General features: G+C 53.6%; 16 protein-coding genes, 1 other RNA gene and 1 riboswitch. Of the genes, 11 read left to right on the plus strand and 6 right to left on the minus strand.

Features of this window, described 5'->3' with window-relative positions; translation table 11 throughout:
* Nucleotides 1–88: 88 nt before the first annotated feature.
* Both F822_RS05090 and F822_RS05095 read right to left on the minus strand, forming a co-directional pair.
* Nucleotides 89–1,303, minus strand: a complete 1,215-nt coding sequence (locus F822_RS05090) for a sialidase family protein (protein WP_036575150.1) — start codon at nucleotides 1,301–1,303, stop codon at nucleotides 89–91.
* Nucleotides 1,304–1,466: 163 nt separating this feature from the next.
* Nucleotides 1,467–2,720 carry a dicarboxylate/amino acid:cation symporter gene (locus F822_RS05095; protein WP_025040354.1) on the minus strand — a complete coding sequence of 418 codons (1,254 nt, stop codon included), beginning with the start codon at nucleotides 2,718–2,720 and terminating at the stop codon, nucleotides 1,467–1,469.
* Nucleotides 2,721–3,055: 335 nt separating this feature from the next.
* On the opposite strand from F822_RS05095, the gene F822_RS05100 reads away from it, so the two are divergent.
* Nucleotides 3,056–4,036 (plus strand): MraY family glycosyltransferase, encoded by a 981-nt coding sequence (locus F822_RS05100; RefSeq protein ID WP_036575272.1) that lies wholly within the window; start codon nucleotides 3,056–3,058, stop codon nucleotides 4,034–4,036.
* Nucleotide 4,037: 1 nt separating this feature from the next.
* A complete protein-coding gene (locus F822_RS05105; protein WP_025040356.1) occupies nucleotides 4,038–5,996 on the plus strand; it encodes a polysaccharide biosynthesis protein in 1,959 nt (652 codons plus the stop codon).
* A gap of 37 nt (nucleotides 5,997–6,033) precedes the next feature.
* On the opposite strand, the gene F822_RS05110 is transcribed toward F822_RS05105, so the two are convergent.
* Both F822_RS05110 and F822_RS05120 read right to left on the minus strand, forming a co-directional pair.
* Nucleotides 6,034–7,863, minus strand: coding sequence for an ABC transporter transmembrane domain-containing protein (locus tag F822_RS05110; RefSeq protein ID WP_025040357.1), 1,830 nt, complete (start codon nucleotides 7,861–7,863; stop codon nucleotides 6,034–6,036).
* 277 nt (nucleotides 7,864–8,140) lie between these two features.
* Entirely contained in the window at nucleotides 8,141–10,207 is a 2,067-nt protein-coding gene (locus F822_RS05120) for a TonB-dependent receptor (protein WP_025040359.1), read from the minus strand.
* A 276-nt stretch (nucleotides 10,208–10,483) separates the two neighbouring features.
* Nucleotides 10,484–10,831: riboswitch (cobalamin riboswitch) on the minus strand.
* 188 nt (nucleotides 10,832–11,019) lie between these two features.
* Between F822_RS05120 and F822_RS05130 the strand changes: the two genes are divergently transcribed.
* The 5 genes from F822_RS05130 (at nucleotide 11,020) to F822_RS05145 (ending at nucleotide 14,154) form a co-directional block, all read left to right on the plus strand.
* Nucleotides 11,020–11,220 (plus strand): hypothetical protein, encoded by a 201-nt coding sequence (locus F822_RS05130; RefSeq protein ID WP_025040361.1) that lies wholly within the window; start codon nucleotides 11,020–11,022, stop codon nucleotides 11,218–11,220.
* Nucleotides 11,217–11,525: a cell division protein ZapA gene (locus F822_RS05135; RefSeq protein ID WP_025040362.1), complete on the plus strand. Its 309-nt coding sequence runs from the start codon at nucleotides 11,217–11,219 to the stop codon at nucleotides 11,523–11,525. The genes F822_RS05130 and F822_RS05135 overlap by 4 nt, the downstream gene beginning before the upstream one ends.
* 88 nt (nucleotides 11,526–11,613) lie before the next feature.
* A non-coding RNA gene (ssrS, locus tag F822_RS14820) (6S RNA) lies at nucleotides 11,614–11,794 on the plus strand.
* A 276-nt stretch (nucleotides 11,795–12,070) separates the two neighbouring features.
* The gene (locus F822_RS15865) at nucleotides 12,071–12,199 is read left to right on the plus strand and encodes a hypothetical protein (RefSeq protein ID WP_269430526.1); all 129 of its coding nucleotides are present in this window, start codon (nucleotides 12,071–12,073) and stop codon (nucleotides 12,197–12,199) included.
* Between the two features lie 473 nt (nucleotides 12,200–12,672).
* Entirely contained in the window at nucleotides 12,673–14,154 is a 1,482-nt protein-coding gene (locus F822_RS05145; protein ID WP_025040363.1) for an amidohydrolase family protein, read from the plus strand.
* A gap of 36 nt (nucleotides 14,155–14,190) precedes the next feature.
* Here F822_RS05145 and F822_RS05150 read toward each other — a convergent pair whose 3' ends face one another.
* Nucleotides 14,191–15,513: a CapA family protein gene (locus F822_RS05150; RefSeq protein WP_025040364.1), complete on the minus strand. Its 1,323-nt coding sequence runs from the start codon at nucleotides 15,511–15,513 to the stop codon at nucleotides 14,191–14,193.
* Between the two features lie 627 nt (nucleotides 15,514–16,140).
* Here F822_RS05150 and F822_RS05155 point away from each other — a divergent pair.
* The 4 genes from F822_RS05155 to F822_RS05170 all read left to right on the plus strand — a co-directional run bounded on the left by F822_RS05155 (nucleotide 16,141) and on the right by F822_RS05170 (nucleotide 20,477).
* Entirely contained in the window at nucleotides 16,141–17,091 is a 951-nt protein-coding gene (locus tag F822_RS05155; protein ID WP_025040365.1) for a Kdo hydroxylase family protein, read from the plus strand.
* 504 nt (nucleotides 17,092–17,595) lie between these two features.
* Nucleotides 17,596–18,912, plus strand: coding sequence for a sugar-transfer associated ATP-grasp domain-containing protein (locus tag F822_RS05160; protein ID WP_025040366.1), 1,317 nt, complete (start codon nucleotides 17,596–17,598; stop codon nucleotides 18,910–18,912).
* Between the two features lie 227 nt (nucleotides 18,913–19,139).
* On the plus strand, nucleotides 19,140–19,595 hold the full coding sequence (locus F822_RS05165; protein WP_025040367.1) for an EVE domain-containing protein: 456 nt from the start codon (nucleotides 19,140–19,142) through the stop codon (nucleotides 19,593–19,595).
* 84 nt (nucleotides 19,596–19,679) lie between these two features.
* A complete protein-coding gene (locus tag F822_RS05170; protein WP_025040368.1) occupies nucleotides 19,680–20,477 on the plus strand; it encodes a sulfite exporter TauE/SafE family protein in 798 nt (265 codons plus the stop codon).
* Between the two features lie 34 nt (nucleotides 20,478–20,511).
* On the opposite strand, the gene F822_RS05175 is transcribed toward F822_RS05170, so the two are convergent.
* Nucleotides 20,512–21,408 carry a phosphoribosylaminoimidazolesuccinocarboxamide synthase gene (locus tag F822_RS05175; RefSeq protein ID WP_025040369.1) on the minus strand — a complete coding sequence of 299 codons (897 nt, stop codon included), beginning with the start codon at nucleotides 21,406–21,408 and terminating at the stop codon, nucleotides 20,512–20,514.
* Nucleotides 21,409–21,414: the final 6 nt, after the last annotated feature.

Consider the following 21,414-nt stretch of genomic DNA (forward strand, 5'->3'; position numbering starts at 1 on the left):
TCTTACTGATAACGATCAACCAGGATCTTTACCAACATATGCTTCAAATGTTGCGCCAGCACTACAATTTATCCCAATCCATTAAAGATCAGCTGGAGCGCCCGGCAGTGATCCGTTCAATCGGCACAATTCGCAGCCCCTCTTTTGCGGTATTCCACACCACCAGCACTTTCTCGCCGCTAATCAGCGGTACTGGATAATCCGTTGCGCCAGCCGACAACATCAAACGTGCAGGTTCGCTCCAGGACACACCGCCATTAACCGAATACATCATCTGCACGGAATAGGATTGCCCATCAAATTCGCGCCAGGATAGGATAACGATTTTATCCTCCACGACGACCGAGGCATGATTTGCTTGGGCCGCCGGATTGCCGATGGGCATGGGCCGGGACTCCCAATCACCGTCAATATTCTTGTAGAACAATCCCTGGCGAGCCGTGCCATTGGTAAACCAGGCCAGGTGCAGCTTGCCCCACCTGTCAGCCGCGAGGCTCCCGCCATTATGTGGACAGGCATCAATTTGCCATTCGTCACGCGTCGCACGCCTCACTCCACCCTTATCCAGGTTAGCAATGGCAAAATCGCGCGTGTTGGCACCAAAAATATTCCGCCAGAGGGCGACCGGTCCGTCTTTCGTCCAGGCGAGCGTAATTTTGCAACACTCGCATGTATGTTCGTGAAATCGGTGATTCGGGCCAAAACTTTTGCCGTTATTGTCTGATTTAGCTGTATATATCGATGTGCCCGTGAAATTTTCGCCTTTTTCCTTCGCCGCATCCCGATCACGGGCATCCAGCCATGCAATTACCACCCGCCCGTTGCCATCGATCGCCATCGAATCAAACCGATGGCTGGTGATGCGGCCATCGTCATTCAGCGTAATGGGTGCGGAAAAGCTCTTACCTGAATCCGTCGAGCGCGCAAACCGGACGTTGCCGGCATATTTCTGAGGCAGGGACTGCACCCAGGTCAAAAGTACGGTACCGTCGCGGGCAACCGCAATCTTGGGCCGGCTCTCGCCATCAGCCGATATGGTTTCCGGTTCGGGCGTGACGATAACCGGCGTGGAGAAGTTCTTTCCTTCGTCGTCCGACCAGGAGACCAGCAGTCGCTGCTTCTCAACCCTTGCTATCCATAAGCGTCCATTCTCATCCAGCGTTGCGCCCACCGCCAGCATAGCCTTTGGCGCATGCCACATTGAATGGTTGTGCCCTCCATTAGCTGAATCCGGCTGACTTGCGAGCGCAGTTGCCGAAACGCTCATCAGGAAAATGGATGCAATATGAAGAACCCGATACATCTCTCGCTCCCATTAACAATGTTGAGGTCGAGAATAATCTATTTACCGAAATAGGGGAATGTGGCAAATTGTCGCACCTGATAATTGCGATCTCATGAACCGGAGAGCAGGAGGCGCGATAACTGATTGAAAATCAATACGTTATGCGGCAGCAACAGCGATCCTAATGTTCGTTGATGTGCTGCTCATGCCCCACCCATTTCTGCACCACCAGGCTTCCCACCATGTCGCCTTCGACATTGACCGCAGTGCGAAATGTATCCAGGAGGCGATCGATGGGCAACAGGATGGCAATGCCTTCGGCGGGTAGCCCGACCGATTGCAGCACCACTACCATCGTCACCATCCCGGCACTGGGTATGCCGGGCGCACCCATTGCAGCCAGCATGGCCGTCAGGAACACGATCATTTGTTGCATGAGGTTGAGCTCGATGCCTGCCAGATTAGCGATGAACAGGGCGGCCACCGCTTCGTACAACGCGGTACCGTCCATATTGAGTGTAGCGCCCAGCGGCACGACAAAACCGGCAATATCGCGTTTGACATGCAGATGCTGCTCGACACAGCGCAAAGTGACCGGCAAAGTGGCGGAACTGGAACTGGTGGCGAAGGCCGTTATCAAGGCCTCCCGTGCCCCGCGCCAGAATTTCAGCGGGGTCATGCCTGTAACCAGATAAAGAATCAACGGCAGAACCACCATGCCGTGCAACAACGTTGTCGTCACCACTACGGCGATAAATTCCACCAATGTGGCGAGCAAAGCCGCGTCCTGCGTGGCCGCCAGCTTCAACAGCAATGCCATGATGCCGAGCGGCGCCAACCGCATGATCCAGCCCACCAGCATCAGCATCAACTCCAGCAGTTCCTGTAACAGAATGAGAATATTGGCGTAGCGCTCGCCGCCCACCACCAGGGCAATCCCGAGCAAAAGCGCGAAAACCACCACCGCAATCACATTCCCCTGCGCCAGCGCAGTCATTGGATTCTGGAACAACGAATGGAGGAAGTGAGCGAAAAAATCGGACAGTGCCATTTGCTCGGCTCGAAACCCCTGCATGGCATCCTGAAACATCGCGAGCTGCAGCCCTGCGCCGGGACGGACAAGGTTGGCGGCAGTCAACCCCAGCATGATCGCGAGCGCCATGGAGAATATGAAGAAGCCCAGCGTTGCTTTCCATACCTTGTGCATCTGCCGGTGTGCGCGTAAATTGGCAACGCCCACCGCGATGGAAGTAAACACCAGTGGAATCATCACCATTTTCAACAAGTCGATAAACAGTGTTCCGACGAGTTCAGCGATATATAACCCAGCCTGCGCGGCTGTGGATTCCTTTCCAAGCAGGGATAACCCCAAACCCAGCAGGAGACCAGCCAGCACACCAGCCAGAATTTGCGCATTCAGCGATGTCTTTCTCATCGGTACGCTGCTTTATGAGGTTGATTTTTGATACGCTGTGAAAAATTCTTGTTCGCGGTGATCATTTGAACAATGAGTGAAAGCACCGTCCTGGGAAAACGCTGCAAATTTGCGAGCAACAATACCAGATTTTTTGATCGGAAGAAGCTGGGAGAGTAAGGTTCAAGCAAAACTCGGCAGGTAGAAATAAATCCAGACTCTTCCGAAAATTGGCTTTCGCCATTGTTTTATCAGTTTGCCTTATCGGTAGCTTTCCTATGCTTGAAGCATCGCGTCCATTGGGGAATCTGCCGCGGCATTCTCAGCAACTATAATCCGTTATCATGGACACCGGCATGTCTTTTTCAGCTTTTGCAGCACCGTTCGCCGCATTCATGGTGGCGTTCGCGCTGATTTCTTATTTGATCAAGGGTGGCATTCTCAAAGTGCTGGACCACCCTAATCCCCGCTCTCTTCACAGCAAGGCCATTCCGCGGACCGGAGGACTGGGCCTGATGTCCGGGATCCTCGTCTCATGGGCGCTTCTCCCCGGCGTGCTGCCGTTGTTTATATGGGCAAGCGTTATATTACTGGTAGCAATCTCATTTGCCGACGATGTTTCGGGCCTGCCGGCCTGGACAAGGTTTCTGATGCATGGAGTGATTGCGATCTGGTTCTCCACAGCAATGCTATCCGATATCCATGGCTGGATGATCACAGCGGTGGCCGCGGTCGCAATTACCTGGATGCTCAATCTTTATAACTTCATGGACGGCTCGGATGGCTTGGCGGGGGGAATGACGCTGATAGGTTTCAGTTGCTACGGCGTGACAGCATGGCTAGCCGGGAATGCGCCGTTTGCCATGATCAATTTCTGCATCGCAGCGGCAGCGGCAGCTTTCTTGTTGTTCAATTTTCATCCCGCACGTATTTTCATGGGGGATGCAGGATCGATTCCGCTAGGGTTCCTGGCTGCAATACTGGGTATTATGGGCTGGATAAACGGTGACTGGCCGCTATGGTTGCCGTTGCTCATATTTTCACCATTTATTGTCGATGCTTCTGTTACTCTCGCGAAACGCGGCCTGCGCGGTGAAAAAGTCTGGCAGGCGCATCGTGAGCATTATTATCAACACATGGTGCAAAGCGGCTTGGGTCATCGCAATACAGCCCTGCTCGGTTATGTTCTCATGTTAGCCGCGGGTGCCAGCGCCATATGGGCAGTGGGGCAGCAGACTGCCGCTCAGCTCGGGGTCGGCGTCGCATGGGGTGGAATTTATCTGATCATGATACGGGTATCCGACCACTACTGGAAACGCCATCCCGGCGGCTCATAGCATGCCTGTACATAAACTTAACATACGGGCAGGAATTGCCTTCGTTCATGATCTTGCCGCAGTAGTCGCTGCGTGGTGGTTCGCTTATTTGTTCCGTTTCAATTTCGAAATACCTCCTTTTTACCTGGCGGCATTGAAGGAAATCCTGCCATTTACGGTGTTGATACACGCCGCGGCGTTTCTATGGTTCGGCCTGTATCGCGGGCTCTGGCATTATGCCAGTCTGCCCGATTTACAGCGCATCCTCTTCGCTGTATTGGCATCGGCAGCCGCAGTACCCCTGGCGTTATACCTGTTGCAAGTACACAGCGGCGTACCACGCACTGTGTTGCTGCTGGCCCCCATTCTGCTTCTGTTCATCATGGGAGGAAGCCGCATTGCCTATCGGTTATGGAAGGAACATCGACTTTATGGACGCAAGAAACTGGAAAAAAATCTCGTCCTGGTACTTGGGGCGGGAGATGCCGCAGTCGGTCTGGTGAAAGAGCTTGCCCGGAGCATGCAATGGGAAGTAGTGGGATTCCTGGACGATGATCCCGCGAAACGTGGCTTGATGTTACACGGCTTCAAGGTCATGGGTCAAATCAGCGAGCTCCCGGCCATCGCAAAAAAGTTTCGCGTGGATCATGCCATCATCGCCATGACATCATCGTCATCCGACCGCCGCAAATTTTACCGCTCCCAATCCGACAGGCGCCAGCCGGACCGCCATCTCCGCAATCGCCGGCGGGCGATGCAGATGTGTTCCACCGCTGGGGTAAAGGCGTTGATTGTCCCTTCGTACGACGATTTGATCAGCGGTAAAATCACCGTGTCGCAGATCCGCACTGTCGAGCCGGAAGACTTGCTGGGCCGGGACTCGGTGGTATTGGATAACGACGGCTTGCACGGCTTGCTGACAGGAAAAACGGTTCTGGTTACGGGTGCCGGCGGCTCGATCGGATCGGAATTATGCCGCCAGATTGCGATATTCAGACCGGGCCGCCTGGTACTGTTCGAGTTGAACGAATTCGCCCTTTACAGCGTCGAGCAGGAATTCCAGGCCAATTTTCCGAACATACCCATGGTATTCGCCATTGGCGATATCAAGGATGCCGCGCGGCTGGCTCAAGTGTTCTCGCAGTACCAGCCGAAGGTTGTATTCCATGCCGCAGCCTATAAGCATGTGCCGCTGATGGAGCATGAAAATGCCTGGCAAGCTGTTTTGAACAATGTTTTTGGAACCTATGTGCTGGCACAGGCCGCGATCAAGCATGGCGTGGAAAAATTCGTATTGATCTCGACTGATAAAGCGGTGAATCCTACGAATGTCATGGGCGCCAGCAAACGTCTGGCGGAGATGGTATGTCAGGCATTGCAGCAGCCCATCTCCATTTCTGAAAACGCCTCTGGAAAAAATGATTTGATTGACGGGAAGCATGAGCCAGGCTTTGTCATGGTACGTTTCGGAAACGTGCTGGGCAGCGCAGGCAGTGTCATTCCAAAATTCCGCGAACAGATCGCAAAGGGTGGCCCAATCACTGTCACCCACTCGGAAATTACCCGTTACTTCATGTCCATACCTGAAGCCACGCAACTGGTTCTGCAAGCGGGATTAATGGGGAGCGGGAAAAGTGGCGGTGAAATTTTCGTGCTGGATATGGGCGATCCCGTGAAGATAGCCGACCTCGCAAAAGACTTGATCCGTCTTTCCGGATTGAGCGAGAGCGATATTCAAATTGTATATAACGGATTACGCCCCGGGGAGAAACTCTACGAAGAGTTGTTGGCGGACGATGAGAACACTTTACCGACGCCCCATCCCAAATTGCGCATTGCCCAAGCCCGCCAGGTTGAAAAACAGTGGCTGATGGAACTGTTGGCATGGATAAACGAGCATCCGGCATTGAGCGATGAGGAAGTCAAGCAGGATTTGAGACGATGGGTTCCGGAATATTCAAGCCAGGAATCCGGGCAATGATTTCCTGACTTCCCGCGCCATTTATTCAGGCGACGACTCAGAGTTGCCTGGCAGCCACATCTTTTTGCACACACAAGGTCTGGACGAGCTTGGCGTAAGCCCCACCTCTTGCGAGTAATTCCCGGTGGCTGCCGATCTCAACGGCTCCGCCTTTACCCAGCAGGATGACGCGATCCGCTTTCTCCACGGTGGCTAAACGATCGGCTATAACAAGCGTGGTACGCTCCTGCACGACGGCATCCAACGCTGCCTGGACATGATGCCCAGATTCGATGTCCAATGTTTCGGCTGCTTCATCCAGAATCAGGATAGGCGAATTTTTAATCAGTGCTCGCGCAATGGCGATACGTAGCCGCTGTCCACCCGTAAGGTTTACACCGTGTTCTCCTATGAGGGTTTGCAATCCCTGGGGCATTTTCCGGATGAACTCCGTTGCGTGCGCGGCTTGTGCTGCAGCAGTGATCGTTGCTTCTGTTGCGCGGCCCAGTGCGCCATAAGCGATATTGGCTGCTATCGTGTCATTGAAGAGTGTTGTCTTCGATGATACCAGCGCAATATTGGCGCGCAGGCTGGCCAATTCAAGGCTCCTTAGATCATGGCCATCAAGCAGGATTTTTCCCGATGCGGGATTAATGAAACGCGGCACCAGATTCGCGAGCACAGCGGTGCTTCCCGAAAAACCTACTAACGCCACCATTTCGCCCGGTTGTATGGTCAACGTGATGCCCGGCAGCGTCGAACATGCTCCGGTACCCTGCTGGCCACCTGGTTCTGGACTTGCTTTGGAACCGGCTTCAAGGCTCTTTTCCTGATCGTGGTAGAAACGGACCTGCTCGAATCGCAATTCGCCGCGCGCACGCTCGACGATAATTGTTCCCGTGTCCGGTTCAGGCTCCTGGTCAAGCAGCGAAAATACGCTCTCGGCTGCTCCTAGTCCATGCCGCAGAATCTCCTTCAGGCCGGCAACACGTTTTACCGGAGAAATCAGCATCAGCATGGCTGCCACGAAAGAAGCAAAGCTGCCTGCCGTCATCTCATCGGCAAACGCTTGCTGAGCCGTAACATAAACAATAACCGCCAGCGCACCTGCAGCGGCTATCTGTATCAACGGTACACGGAGAGAGGCCATGGCCATCCGTCTTTTAGCGAAGCGATGCGCTTCCTCGGCCTGTTTCCTCATGCGCTGGATTTCATACTGCTCACCACCGTGAAGCTTGACCACCTGGTAGTTCTCGATGGCATCCCCCAGCACCTGGTTGAGATTTATCATTGTTTGTTGGGTTTCCATTGCCATTTTTTGCAGTCGCGCCGTGATGAGCCGCATGATCAGCGGCATTGCGGTGGCCATCAATAACGTCAGCAAGGCAAGCGGCCAGTCGAGATAAAGCATCCATCCCAGCAGTCCGAGAATCACAAGCAAGTCCTTGACCATCACCGTCATGACATCGGTAAAAACACGGGCGACCTGCTCGGTATCGGATGTGATTCCGGAAACAAGGCTACCGCTCTCGTGGCTGGCGCAATAGGCAGCAGGCAGGGTCAATAATTTAGCGAACATCTCCACCTGCAAGTCCAGCACCAGTTTGCTCCCCAGCCAGTTGACCGCATAGGCGCCGATATGGCCGGCCACTCCCCGAACCGCAAACAGGCTGATGATTCCCAGCAGAACGAGCTGCATCAATTCCAGGTTCTTGCCGGCAATAGCGCCGTCCAGCATCGGCTGCACCAATGCGACCAGCATAGGCGCAGTTGCAGCCATCGCAATCATGCTGATCAATCCCAGTATGACCGCGTCCCAATAGGGCGCGATATACCTTATCAGGCGCAGATATAGTTGACGGCGGGTGGGGATTTGCGTGTTTTGCATGCGCAAGCAGAATCGGGAGACAGTGCACTACCAGGCGTTCTGGCAAAGCCGTATTATGTCATCTGCTTCCATGCGCGATAAGATGCTTCGCGGAACGTTATTACCCCGGATGTTTCATAAATTGACGCGCGCCCTCGCTGGTCTTTTGTTTCGTATGAAAATTTCGTTCAGTCGGGCGTATGAATAACTACGCCACTCTTTCACAAAATCTCCCTACAAAACAAAATTCTGCGCAATCATCACGCAAATTTATTAAACATCCGGGTTACGAATAATCTCAGTCGAACTGATATTTTACGGTGAACCAGACATTACGCTCGCGAGCCGGTAGCGCATTGAAGCTCGTGCCCGGCGCGTTGCGAATCGCATATGAAAAATATTTTTCGTCGAATAAATTGTTTACTGCCATGCTCAGCAACAGCTTTCTTAGCTGGTGAGTAAACTTGAGATCCACGGTGACGTAATCCGGCATGCGACGCGTGGCTGTATTGGCCTGATCGTTATCGAATACCTGTTCCCCAACATAGTTCATCGTCGCAGCGAAGCGCGTTGTCGGTGCAAGCCGAATGGTACCGCCCGCTGAAACCTTATGGCGCGGCACCAACGGAATGATGTTTCCTGAAACATCGACGCCGCCAAAATTCCCCTGACGAAAACGTGCATCACTATAAGTGTAGCTGCCGGATACATCGATTGCGCTATTAACGGCCCAGGATCCCTCCAGTTCGAAGCCCTGCCGCCGGGTAGGGGGGAGGTTCGTGTTAGCAAAGAACCGAAACGGGTCTATGTTGATGAAGTTGATTTCATTGTTGAGATTGATCTGATAAAGCGAGGTGCGGGCCCGTACCGGCCCTTGCTGATAATCCAGTCCGATTTCTCCGGTATGAGCGGTTTGAGGCTCAAGTATCTTGATGATGGAATCGAATGCCGGCCCACCGAACTGATTGAAGTTTTCGTCTACCGTGGGTATGCGGAAACTGCGGCCAAACTTGCCGTAGAACGAAAATGCAGACCCCAGAGGCTGGCGCACCCCAACGTCATAGGCATGAACGGTGCGGCTCTGTTGACCGCGAGCATGAGCCGAGGGATTAAAACGATCATTGGCCTTATTGTCCACCCATTGCAACCGCCCTCCCAGCGTAATGACCGTACCTTTGGGTAAAGTAGAGGTGTGTTGCAGATAAACTGCGCGGTTCTGCTGAGTCGCCACGACATCGGTCTGAGGTGTGGTGGCGGATGTGGAGCCCGGTATGGTTTCCGATCCGGTAAGGCGTTCGGCACGATAATCCCACCATTCCAGGTTCGCGCCCAGTATCAGTTCGTGATTCATTCCCAAAGCCTGAAACGGCAGCTTCGTCCTCGGATTGAACAGCCACTGGTCGGATTTTGAATTGACGAACGTTTTGGCGTTGAAGCCGTCGAGATTGTAATCGTCAAACAATGCCGTACGATGGACATCGCGAAAGGAAAGATCCGCGGCAAGCTCGCCAAATCCAGTAGTACGTTCTCCCCGGAGCGTAACAAACGAGCCCTCGCGCGTGCTGAAATCGCGCGGTGTCGAGGTCCCTTTTCGGTCTGTTTTCAGTTGTGCTTCGGTGCGAGTGCCCGGTAATTCCAATTTTTGATCATCCAGGCCGAACTTCAGCAATGCCCTCCCACCGGTAAACTTATAGCGTAGATCTCCTTGCAGGTTCAACTGACGCAGTGCATTGTTGACGCGATAGTTATCCGTTTGCAGCGCGTTACCGGTGAGCGCCAACCCAAGGTTCTTGCCTGCGGCGTTTAGCGTTCCATTGAATTCCGTTGCGCTATAGCTGCCAATTGAAACGCCGCCGGTGCCTGACACACGACCAGGCGCGGCAGCGCGTGTGACGATATTGATTACGCCACCCGTGGCGCCAGCCCCATAGGTGACGGCGCCGCTGCTCCGCAGCACTTCGATGCGCTCGATTGAATCAAGCGGAACCGTGGACCAGCGGATACCCACCAGTTCGTTTTCATTCATTCGCTGGCCATCGAGCAAAACCAGCGTGTTCTGGTTGCCCGTAATGCCGAATCCGCGCATATCGATCTGTGGGTCCGGGCTGCCATCGACATTACGGGTATGGATGCCAGCCAGTTGTTGCAGCAACTCCGGCAAAGTCGAAGCAGCACTATTTTTGATTTGCTCCGCGTGAATTACCGAAACGCCTATCGGCAACTTCTCGACACGCTGATTAAAGCGCGTGGCGGAAACAACGACCTCTTCAAGGGGAAGTGTCGCCGGATCGTTGGATTCGGCGATTGCCCATGAAGACACAGACATGACAAAAAACGGCAAGAGCAGCTTGTGGAATAGACCCATGGTATCAGCTTGTAATTGGAGGAATCGTATCCACCATGTATCGAGCCCGGATGTTTCATAAATTGACGCGCGCCCTTGCTGGTCTTTTGTTTCGTATGAAAATTTCGTTCAGTCGGGCGTATGAATAACTACGCCACTCTTTCACAAAATCTCCCTACAAAACAAAATCCTGCGCAATCATCAAGCGAATTTATGAAACATCCGGGCGAGAACAAGAAAATACCGCGGAGGCTTTTGAGCGAACAGATATCGATCAGGATACCGCCCCACGCGATATTTCCATATGCGTTCAAGGCCGGTATCCGGGCTCGCAGGATTTGACGTATCGCCTTCCCATGAATTGGAGCATTCACAGTGGCATCAAGAGTTCTCTGAAAAAATCCCCGGGTCTGGCAGCTGGGTTGGCAACGCAATTGCCAACCCAGCGTTTTACGGAACACTTCTTGTTCAGAGCTTCTTATTCGATACGCCCACACCTGCTTACCGTTGCGGGGGCAGCCCAGGCATTCAAGAAACCGCTGAATAAGTCCTACCGGAGGATTTATATTCAGAGGTTGCTTGACCTGGTTCCCGTTTAACTCGACCGCGCAAAGCGGCCAGAGCACCTCAAACGTGGCCGGCATTCTACCAGAACCATCAGTTTCGGGCGTAAACTGATGGTTAGGCTTCCACTGTCGAATTTATCGCTGCGAGTGCCCGACGGATCGTGACCGACTGTCGTGGATTACTTGAAACTACATTTAAAAAATCACGTTAGCAGTTGACTCAACAGGGAGTTGACTCGACAGGGATTTCCAAACTATAGTGACTTGATGGAATCGGAACTGAAGTCCCTCGAAGAGAAAATTGATCAATTCGTGCATTTATGTCATCAATTGCGGTTGGAAAATATCCAACTCCGCCAGGACTTGGCTGGCGCTATCAGTGAAAACAAGCGTTTGGCCGAAAAAATAGGTGTCGCAACCACTCGCCTCGAGGCCATCCTGATGCAGATTCCGGAAAGCGAAGAATGAAGACCGGCAGAACCCTGGATGTAACCATCATGGGGCGGGAATTCCGCGTTGCCTGCCCCGACGAAGAGCGCGAGGAACTACTGCAAGCAGTGGCCTATCTCGACAAGAAGATGCGCGAAATCAGGGATAGCGGCAAAGTGGTCGGGTCGGAGCGCGTCGCTATCATGGCGGCGCTCAACATTACTCATGAGTTGCTCACCACGAGGAACAGGGGAGGCTTTGACATGGAAGAATTTAAGCGTAGAATCGATCACATGCAGGCAGCGCTTGATGCGGTGATGCCGGAACAGGACAAGTTGTTTTAACCGGATTACAAATTCAAGCCAGCCCGAACAAATTCTTCATTTCGGCCAGCCAGTCAGATATTAAATGCAGGCAAAAATGGACCAAAGTTGTTCCCTGCGGTGTTTGTTTAGCCCTATATTCTTTGAACCAACTTTTTAAGAACTGGTTGCAAACCATAGTGATGCTGTTGTGCGAGTCCTTTCGGGGAAGCGCCTGATGCATCCGGCTAGTGACCGCCTTGGACCCTAAGGTTCAAGATAAATGGGTTGACGGCATCTGCGGGGACCTTATCAGGAAACAAAAAAGCGGCTATGCCGCTTTTTTGTTTCCTTCAATTAATTTCAATCCTGATTGAATCACGCATCTTTGGAGTCAGTCACTCGGCTTCTTCTTCCTTGGCGCAGGGTTATCTTTGCTGGTAACGTGCATGTCAATGTGCTGTTTTATTTCCGTGGCAGGTTTTCCGCTCCCTGTCAATTGCACTCACCGGCACCCCCCGTTTGTTGACCAGAAACAACATAGACCATCCCGGTAGCACGCTATTTCGCTCGCTCAGGATATTGTCATGCAAACGGCAAAAATCATGATCCCATACCGCGCTGCGCAGCCCGGTCGTGAAAAGTTCATCATTACCCGAGCCAGCGAACATCAAAATGCCACCGGTATGCAATATGCAATACTGCACCATGAATAGCGAGTATCGGCGCTCAGCAGGGCGGTAATTCTTATAATCCCTTCCGTGGCTGCTTCAAGGACATTCCCCGAAAGCATGGCACTCATACCGGCCATACCCACCGTTCCACGGTCGCTGAATGTAGGCGACGCATTCTGATAACAACACCCGCGGAAGACGCTATAAACGCAGACATTTCACCTTGGCCTGCTTGATACTGTCTGCGCAAGTCCGCCGCATCAGTAGGTAAAACAATGATCTCAAATACGCGCTTTGCCAAATCGATTTCTATGTATTAATCTGTCGATAGCGTCTCCTTGCCTAATTTTCAAGCAGAGCTTGCATTTCGGTTGCGAGTGGAACACCTCATTCAAGATCAAATCTGGCAGGATTGGGTGTGCGAGTTCAAGGGTGAAATTGGATAACGCACACGACTTTCTCGGCGGCGAGCTCTTCTGCGCTCCGCATTTATTTTTTTGAAAGGACCAGCCAACATGAACTCGGCTAAACCACTCGTTGATCCAGACGGCGCCCGGCTCCCTATCAAGCTCGACCCGACATCCAACGGGGAGTTTGAGCCGGTACCATTATCCCCTGTGAATCAGGCTGCGAACCGCCTCGCACATGAAGCGGCGAATAAGAATTCAAAGCGTTTGTCTGTTTCTCGAAGAAATTTTCTAATCTCCGCTTGCGGGGCGGCCTCCACCTTGCTCGCCTTCAACGCGGCGAACGCCGCAGCAGGCAAGGCAGGCGGTTTTTTCGATCTGCCAATCGAAGCTGCGCTCGATCCCGAACTCGCACAGGCGCGAATCGGGGGCAAGGGCGAATTCATCTTCGACGTGCAGGGCCACTTTGTGGACCCGAACGGTGCCTGGTTGCAGAAACTCGCGCCCGGCGTAAAACCCCTGAGCCAGATGCCAAAAACAGGCTGCGCACTCGCGTCGGAGCCTGGCTCGCACAGCTACCTGCGTTGCCTGGGGCCTGATGAGTTTATCAAGGACGTATTCCTCGATTCCGATACCGATATGATGGTGCTCTCCTTTGTACCATCGAAACCCGACGCCGAGCCGCTTACCATCCAGGGGGCGGACGCGGTGCGCAGGATCGTCGACCGGATGGAAGGTATGCATCGGCTGTTGATCCATGGACGTGTCAACCCTAACCAGGAACATGACCTTGAAGCGATGGACGAATTGAAGGAGCGCTGGGGCGTGTCTGCCTGGAAGACTTATACCCAGTTCGGGCCCGGCGGAAAGGGCTATTTTCTATCGGATGACATCGGTACGCGTTTCATCGAAAAAGCACGTAAACTCGGCGTCAAGGTCATCTGCGTACACAAGGGTTTGCCCTTCGGTAAACAATCCTATGAGCACAGCCAATGCAGTGATATCGGCGTCGTCGCCAAGCGCTTCCCCGACGTTTCCTTCCTGGTCTATCACTCCGGCTTTGTTACTACTGTCCCCGAACGCGCCTTCGAGGGCAGGGGCGCTGACGACGGCATCGATACACTGATCCGCTCGCTCATCGAGAACGGAGTATCGCCAAATAGCAACGTTTATGCGGAGCTTGGCAGCACGTGGCGCTACCTGATGCGCGATCCTGAAGCAGCAGCGCATACGCTGGGCAAGCTCTTGAAGTACTGCGGCGAGAATAACGTACTCTGGGGTACGGACTCCATCTGGTATGGCTCTCCGCAGGATCAGATTCAGGCATTCCGCGCGTTCCAGATCGCCCCGGAATTGCGCGCGAGGTATGGCTATCCTGAAATGACTCCGCAGCTACGTGCCAGGATTTTCGGACTAAACGCGGCAAAGGTTTACTCGATCAGCCCGGACGAAGTGAAGAAATATACCCAACGCGACCGTATTGCCCGCGAGCGGTTGGCTTATATGGAACATCCCGAGCCGCATTTCCTGACCTACGGGCCGAAGACACGGCGCGAATTCCTCAATCTACCGGGCGCTGGGCAACCTTAAGCCACCCTTGAGTCACCCTTGAACCACCGGTTTCGGCTAGTGCGACGATGCCCATCTCAGGGCCAATATATTGCCTGCCTGGAGCTCGACCGAAGTTCCGAATTTTTTGCCTTCCCTATTCAGGATATCCCTTAACCACAGGGCATCATTCTCAACCGCATGGTTTAACCTGAAGCGCTTGACCTGCATGGGCGTCATGAATAAGCTGACCAGCTTGCCGGTAGAGGGATCCGCGCGTACAAAATACATCAGGGCCAGATCGCTCCGATAAGCTTCGTGCCCTGAAATACCTTCATAATCGTTCAGGAAGTCGCCGCAGCCGTAAAGAATCAGTTTTCCTTTATAAACCTCGATCCCTTTCACATGGTGAGAGGAGTGGCCATGGACGATGTCAACATCCGCGTCATCGATTAGCTGATGAGCAAATTCCTGTTGACCGTGCGGGATCTGATAGCCCCAATTACCGCCCCAATGAATCGACGCGATCACGATATCGCCCGCCAATCTCGCTTTTCCGATATTGTCGTGAATGCCTTGAACCGTTGCAGCGGAAAAGTCGGGCAACATGTTCACTCCTGGTCTGTCCGGTGCAGCAGCCCAGCTCCAGGGTATGCCGCTGGTTTCTGATCCAAATGAGAAGACCAGTACCCTCCCCTTCTCAGGAATGGTTATCACAGCGGGAGCCTGCGCCTCCTGAATATTGCGCCCGGCTCCCGCAATTTTGATATGCGCATCCTTTAACGTTTTCAGCGTTTCCGCAAGTCCCGGGTATCCCCAGTCCAGAACATGATTGTTCGCGAGAGCGCAACAATCGATATTCGCCGCCGTGATACAGAGGATATTGTCGGGATTCATCCGATAATTGACTGCCTTGTTTTCCACGTCATTACTGCGGGTGACCGCGGTTTCCAGATTGATAATGCGCACATCGGGCTTTCTTCGCTCCAGTTCGGAAAGCGCATCGCCCCAGATATAGGAAAAATCGACGGGCTTCGGAATCGGTCCGTTTGCTTCTTCGGCAAGCTCCACATATCCCCTCGCGCTTTTCATGTAACCCTCAAAGAGGATGGGGTCACCGGGATGTGGCAATACCTGGTCGATACCCCTTCCCGTCATGACATCGCCACAGAGAAACAAGGTAATCGGGTGAAGGGACTGTGGATGCTGGCCGCCGGTGGTTTGTTCACTATCTATCGATAAGCTTCCGGCTTCGGCGGCGTTGTTGCCGGTATCGATTGTGATCGCCTGGGCGCACATTGGCCGAACTGCAATGGTGATTCCCGCAGCCAGCGCATAACCGATAAACTGGCGCCGCTCCAGTTGCCGGTTTACATGCCTGGAATTTTCGGGACTCTTCATCGCTGGATCGCGCCAATGCGTTTGATTGCGGTTGACCCTGTTGACTGCGATAGAAACACATCAACGAAGATCGGTGAATTCAATATAGCGCATAGGGTAATAATTGCAGTTATTGATGCGGGGAAGACGATACATTTATAGCACCCAAGCGTGGTTAATCCGTATTAGTTCAGGCTCAGCCCGACGCATTGTGTGTCGCCGACTTGAAACCCAGACCTCCTACAGGTCTGATATGGGTCTGGTATGGGGTCCGGATTGGACCAGCGTTGAACTCGACTTCAGCCGCCTCCGGCAAGCCGACCGGCGGCGCCATGTGAAAAGCTTCAGTGGACACTTGAGACAGGAGCGCTTCAATGTACAGTGGCTATTGTCTTTAGGGAATACCAAGCGCAAAATTGCGACCTCACTATACTGAGGCGCACCCCACTCTGATTGCGAGGAATCGTGGCTTATCCCGTATACCTATGGAGTCGAATTTTCCACTTCTGTCCGGCCGTGGTTCCGGGGCCAGTCAGACGTGCCGCCAATTTGCTGCTACCGGTACTAAAAAACAGAAAATGGATGATGCAGTGTTATTAATTTGCTGCCAGACTATTACGCTCTTACACATCGAGGGGATGCCATGCCATGGTAAATGAAGAACATGTTTCCGTATGCGAAGCTGAAACCGTGAAGATGCTGACGATCGAGCCCGGAGCCGATCTATCGACGCCGGAGATGCGACGCACAGCCATTGAGACGTTGGAAGGGGGAGGCGTCATCTACCTGCCCAAAAGCGGTTTCGAGCTTACTGAGCAAGAGCGGGAGCTGATCTCTGACACGGCGAAGATCCTGACCCGGGAGCCCGACGTTCAGGATGGCCGGCCCACGATCATCTTCGATCCGGCGCGCGGCCATATCAAGAAATATCATTATGCGCGCGTGCGTGGCAAGATGATGCGCGCCAAGGTCAGAGATACGGCGCGTCCTGATCTCGAGGCGGCCATGGCGCGCTACGGCAAGTGGACCGAGAGTGTGATCGGCCAATTGTTCCCCAGCTACCAGGGAACGCTGGACCGCAAACGGGTCACCTATCGGCCTTTTCAGCGCAGCAACATCCAGGCCCTGCACATCGACTCGAGCTACGGGTACCCCACCCAGGGGCGCGGCATGTTGCGCATTTTCTCCAACATCCATCCCACCACTCGACCGCGTATCTGGCAACTCGGGGAACCGTTCGAGCCCTTCGTGCGTCGCTTCCTGCCTTCAGTGCGCCTCAAGGAGCCGGGTTTTATTTCTTCTATTCTGGCCCGCCTCGGCATCGTCGACGGAACCAAGACCAAATACGATCAGTACATTGCGGCGCTTCGCGCCCTTGGTATGGGCGACAAGGAATACCAACAGACAGCACCGCATAAGTTCATGGAATTCCCGCCCGGCTCAAGTTGGATCGCGATCACCGACTTGGTGCTGCACGGCGCGGTGTCGGGCCAGCACAGCTTCGATCAGACGTTCTACCTGCCGGTGGAGGCGATGAATGATCCGTCGCGTTCATCGCTTCGCATTCTGGAGAGGCTGACCGGCGAGGCCTTGGTTTAAGCGAGCAACGGCCGACAGGACTCGCCAAGACAGTCCTGCCGGCCCGACCCAACGAAAGAAGATCCCGGAGGTCCCGAACCATCACGATTACCTCGGCGGCTGCATACTGCTCTGCTCCTCCTCGGACAGACCGGGGAAAACAGCGGGAATCCTCAACTTAAGCCCCGACTCTTTACTCAAGCACCAAATACTTTCTCGATAGGACGTCAGACGCAGGTTATTGATTTATAATCACTATATTGTAGCTATAATCCTAAATCCGGTAGTTGACCGCTCATTTAATAGATCAGTATTATGATTAATAACAATATTTCATGTTATTTGACGCTCACCTTCCGGGTGAGGGCGCTACGGGGTGAATTGCACAGTTTTTGGGGCACATGGCTGCGTTGCAACTCCTTGGAATGGAACAACCATTCCGCGTCGTTGCGCCTTGCCCTGCACCCCAAAAACCGTACACTTCACCCCGTCCAACTACCGGATTTAGGATAATTTTGGATTGCCATGACGAAGATTGTAAGCGGCTGGGGCTTTGACAGGATCACGCGGGAATTGAGCGGTGCGATGTGGACGTTTTCCCGCTTGCCTGACGATAACTCGGCAGCAACTTTTGTCCACCGATGCTTCCAGCACGAGATTTGGCACGAGATCAGGCTCCGCGAACGTATCGTAATTTGTGCGGCGCTACCGTTTGTGCCATTGGTGATCGCGGTGCTGGCAACAGTCTTTACCGCGCTAAACGGGCAGGCAATAAAGCAGAGGACCGGGAAAGGGATAACCCGCCAAGCCCGCGAGCAGATCGGACTCGCGCTCCGGTGCGCGATTTTGCCTCCCTGGTACTATATTTTCGAACTGCATGACGATGATAAGCGACAACACGCCTCCGAATACGTGAACCGTTTTGAGATGAAAAGCGGGCTATATCGCCTCCTGCGCGACTACAATGGTGGCCTTCCCGTCCCGGCGGAGCGCAGCACGGCGTACATCAAAGACAAATTACGCTTCATGTCCCGCTGCCGTGAATTTGGTATTGCCACTGCGCCTGCCCTTCTGAGCGTCGCAAAGGGAAAGATTACGGCAATTGATTGGAGCGGACCGGGCCTCCCGGAGATCGATCTCTTCGTGAAGCCGTTGCAGGGTCAGAACGGAAAAAATGCCACGCGCTGGGATTATCTGGGTTCGGGGCAATATCGACGCAACGACGGTAAAAATGCTACCGCGAACGAGGTGCTTGAATGCTTGCGCCAGGCATCACAACGAAGAGCTTTCCTGGTGCAGCCACGTCTCGTGAATCACAGGGAGATTGCCGACCTCGGCAATGGCACCCTTGCAACGATCCGGGTGATGAGTTGCCGTAATGAGCGAGGCGAATTCGAAGTTACCAATGCGGTTTTTCGCATGGCGCAAAATAGCACCGCCGTTGTCGACAATTTTCATACAGGGGGAATCGCGGCCAATGTGGATATTCATACCGGCGAGTTGGGGAGGGCCACCTGTGGGGCCTGGGGGTCTACCGTGGATGGATGGTATGAGCAGTATTACGAAAATGGCGCGCAGATTCTGCATCGCAAGCTTCCATACTGGCCCGAGCTGATCGATCTGGTCCGATATGCCCATGGCAGCGCGTTCTCTGACCAGGTGCTGATCGGCTGGGACGTCGCCCTGCTTGACAACGGACCATGCATGATCGCAATTAACAAAGCACCGGATTTCGACATGCTCCAGCGGATCGGCAGGGGGCCGGTGGGCAACGAACGGCTGGGAAAACTCCTCGCGTTCAACCTGATGCGTACTGTCGCGGCCAAGCATCATTCGGTTTAGCAAGTAGTCTGGAGAGTAATGTGCAGCGTCCCTGCAATTCATGGCCGGGCAATTCAAAGCCATGACCATATCGTCGTTCCCTTGGTCGTATCGCGGAAACCAACCGCCACCCCGGCGAAAATGGCCGTAAACTGACCGCCAGCACTCGCGTAGGCTCGTAGAGCCGCCTAATGAATTATCTGGGTTGGAACACTCTTGGAACTTTATAGGAACAACAAGGAACTGACATGCGTTACTGGCTAATGAAATCCGAACCGTCCGACGTAAGTATTGACGACCTTGGCGCAATGCACCAACAAACAGTCACCTGGTATGGCGTGCGTAACTACCAGGCACGCAATTTCATGCGCGATCAGATGCGCGTCGGCGATCGGGTTTTTTTCTATCATTCGAGCTGCAAACAACCGGGGATCGCCGGTATTGCCGAGGTTAGCAAGCTCGCCTACCCAGACGCTACGCAATTCGATCCCGGTAGTAAATACTTCGATCCGAAAGCGACACCGCAGAGCCCGCGCTGGTTCAACGTTGACGTTCGGCTCGTCAAAAAGACGCGCCTGGTCAGCATCAAGGAATTAAGGGGTTATCCCGAACTGGCTACCCTGCGTATTTTGCAGAAGGGTAGCCGTCTGTCCATCACACCGGTGGATCCGGCAGAATGGGATTTCATTGCGGGAATTTTATAATGGCCCGCTTATGGAGAGGATCCGCCAAACTCGGAAGCCGTTTGGAAATTCTGAAACCGAATATCAATCCCCGCAAAATTTAACGTGGAATGGTGGCCGGTTTATTTGATATTAGGCGCAGTCGTTGGCTTCTTTGCCGGGCTATTGGGTATCGGCGGCGGGTTGATCATCGTGCCGGTGCTCACCTTCATTTTCAGTGCGCAACATTTTCCTGCCGACCGCATCCTCCATCTAGCCCTCGGCACCACGATGGCTGCCATCATATTTACTTCGGTTTCCAGCCTTCGTACCCATCATCTCCACGGCGCGGTGAACTGGCGGGTCGTGAAATATATAACGCCGGGAATTATCGTTGGCACGCTCGGCGGTGCCACACTGGTGAGCATGCTGCCCAGCCGGATTCTCAGTATTTTTTTTGTTGTGTTCATCTATTTTGCAGCTACCCAGATGCTGCTCAAAATTACGCCCAAGCCCAGCCGTAAGCTCCCCGGACGTGCGGGGATGTTTGCGGCGGGCGGCATAATCGGTGTGGTTTCGAGCTTTGTCGCGATCGGCGGCGGCTTGCTGACGGTTCCTTTTCTTTCCAGTTGCAATGTCAAGTTGCAACATGCTATCGGCACGGCGGCCGCGGTAGGCTTCCCCATTGCTGTGGCAGGAACCATCGGCTATATCGCTAATGGCATGGCGCAATCACAACCGCTGCCGGAATATAGCCTGGGATATGTTTATTTACCAGCGTTGGGGTGGGTGGTGCTGGCCAGTACGCTGACCGCGCCGCTAGGGGCGAAAATGACTCATAGCATGCGAACCACGACGCTAAGGCGGATTTTTGTGGTGCTGCTTTATTTGCTGGGAACGAAGATGTTGATTGGGCTTTTTTAACAGCCGGTAACTGATGAGTCTGTAGCGCTCAGCGTCAAGCGCTGGATACCAGGCGCTTTAGCGCCTCCTCATATTTTTCGGCAGTTTTTGCGAGAATATCGGGCGGTAGCGCAGGAGCGGGGGCTTTCTTGTTCCAGTCCTGGGTCTCGAGCCAGTCACGCACGAACTGCTTGTCATAGCTGGGCGGATTTTTCCCTGGCGCATACTGGTCGACCGGCCAGAAGCGGGAAGAATCGGGAGTAAGCGCCTCATCTATGAGATAAAGCTCGCCTGCGTCATCCTGGCCGAATTCAAACTTGGTATCGGCGATAATAATGCCTCTTGTAATCGCATAATCCGCTGCTTCCGTGTACAGAGCGATTGCCTTTTCGCGCACCTGCACAGTCAACTCCTTGCCCAGCAGCTTTTCTGCTTCGGCAAAAGAAATGTTTTCGTCATGCGCTCCCTGCGCAGCTTTGGTCGAAGGCGTAAAGATCGCTCCACCCGGCAGTCTGGCGGCTTCCTGCAACCCGGGAGGGAGTGTAATGCCGCAGATCATACCGGTATTTTTGTAATCCTTCCATCCGGAGCCCGCGACATAACCTCGAACGATGGCTTCTATCCGCAACGGCCTCAACCGCTTCACCACAAATGCACGGCCGGCTACTTGTTCGCGCTCGCCCTCTGCTACAACAGATTCTGGCGAAATGCCGGTGAGGTGGTTGGGGATTATGTGAGCGAATTTTTCAAACCAGAAGCCGGATAGCGCAGTCAGCAATCTTCCCTTGCCCGGCACTGGCGTTGGCAGGATCACATCGAATGCTGAAACCCGGTCAGTCTGTATAATCAAGAGCTTGTTATCATCCACCGCATAGATGTCGCGTACCTTGCCCCGGTGCAAAAGAGGCAGGCTTTGTATCGATGTTTCAAATAGCACAGGTTGATTACTCATGGTTGT

Origin of the sequence: Nitrosospira briensis C-128, assembly GCF_000619905.2 — a bacterium.
GTDB classification, from domain to species: Bacteria; Pseudomonadota; Gammaproteobacteria; order Burkholderiales; family Nitrosomonadaceae; genus Nitrosospira; species Nitrosospira briensis.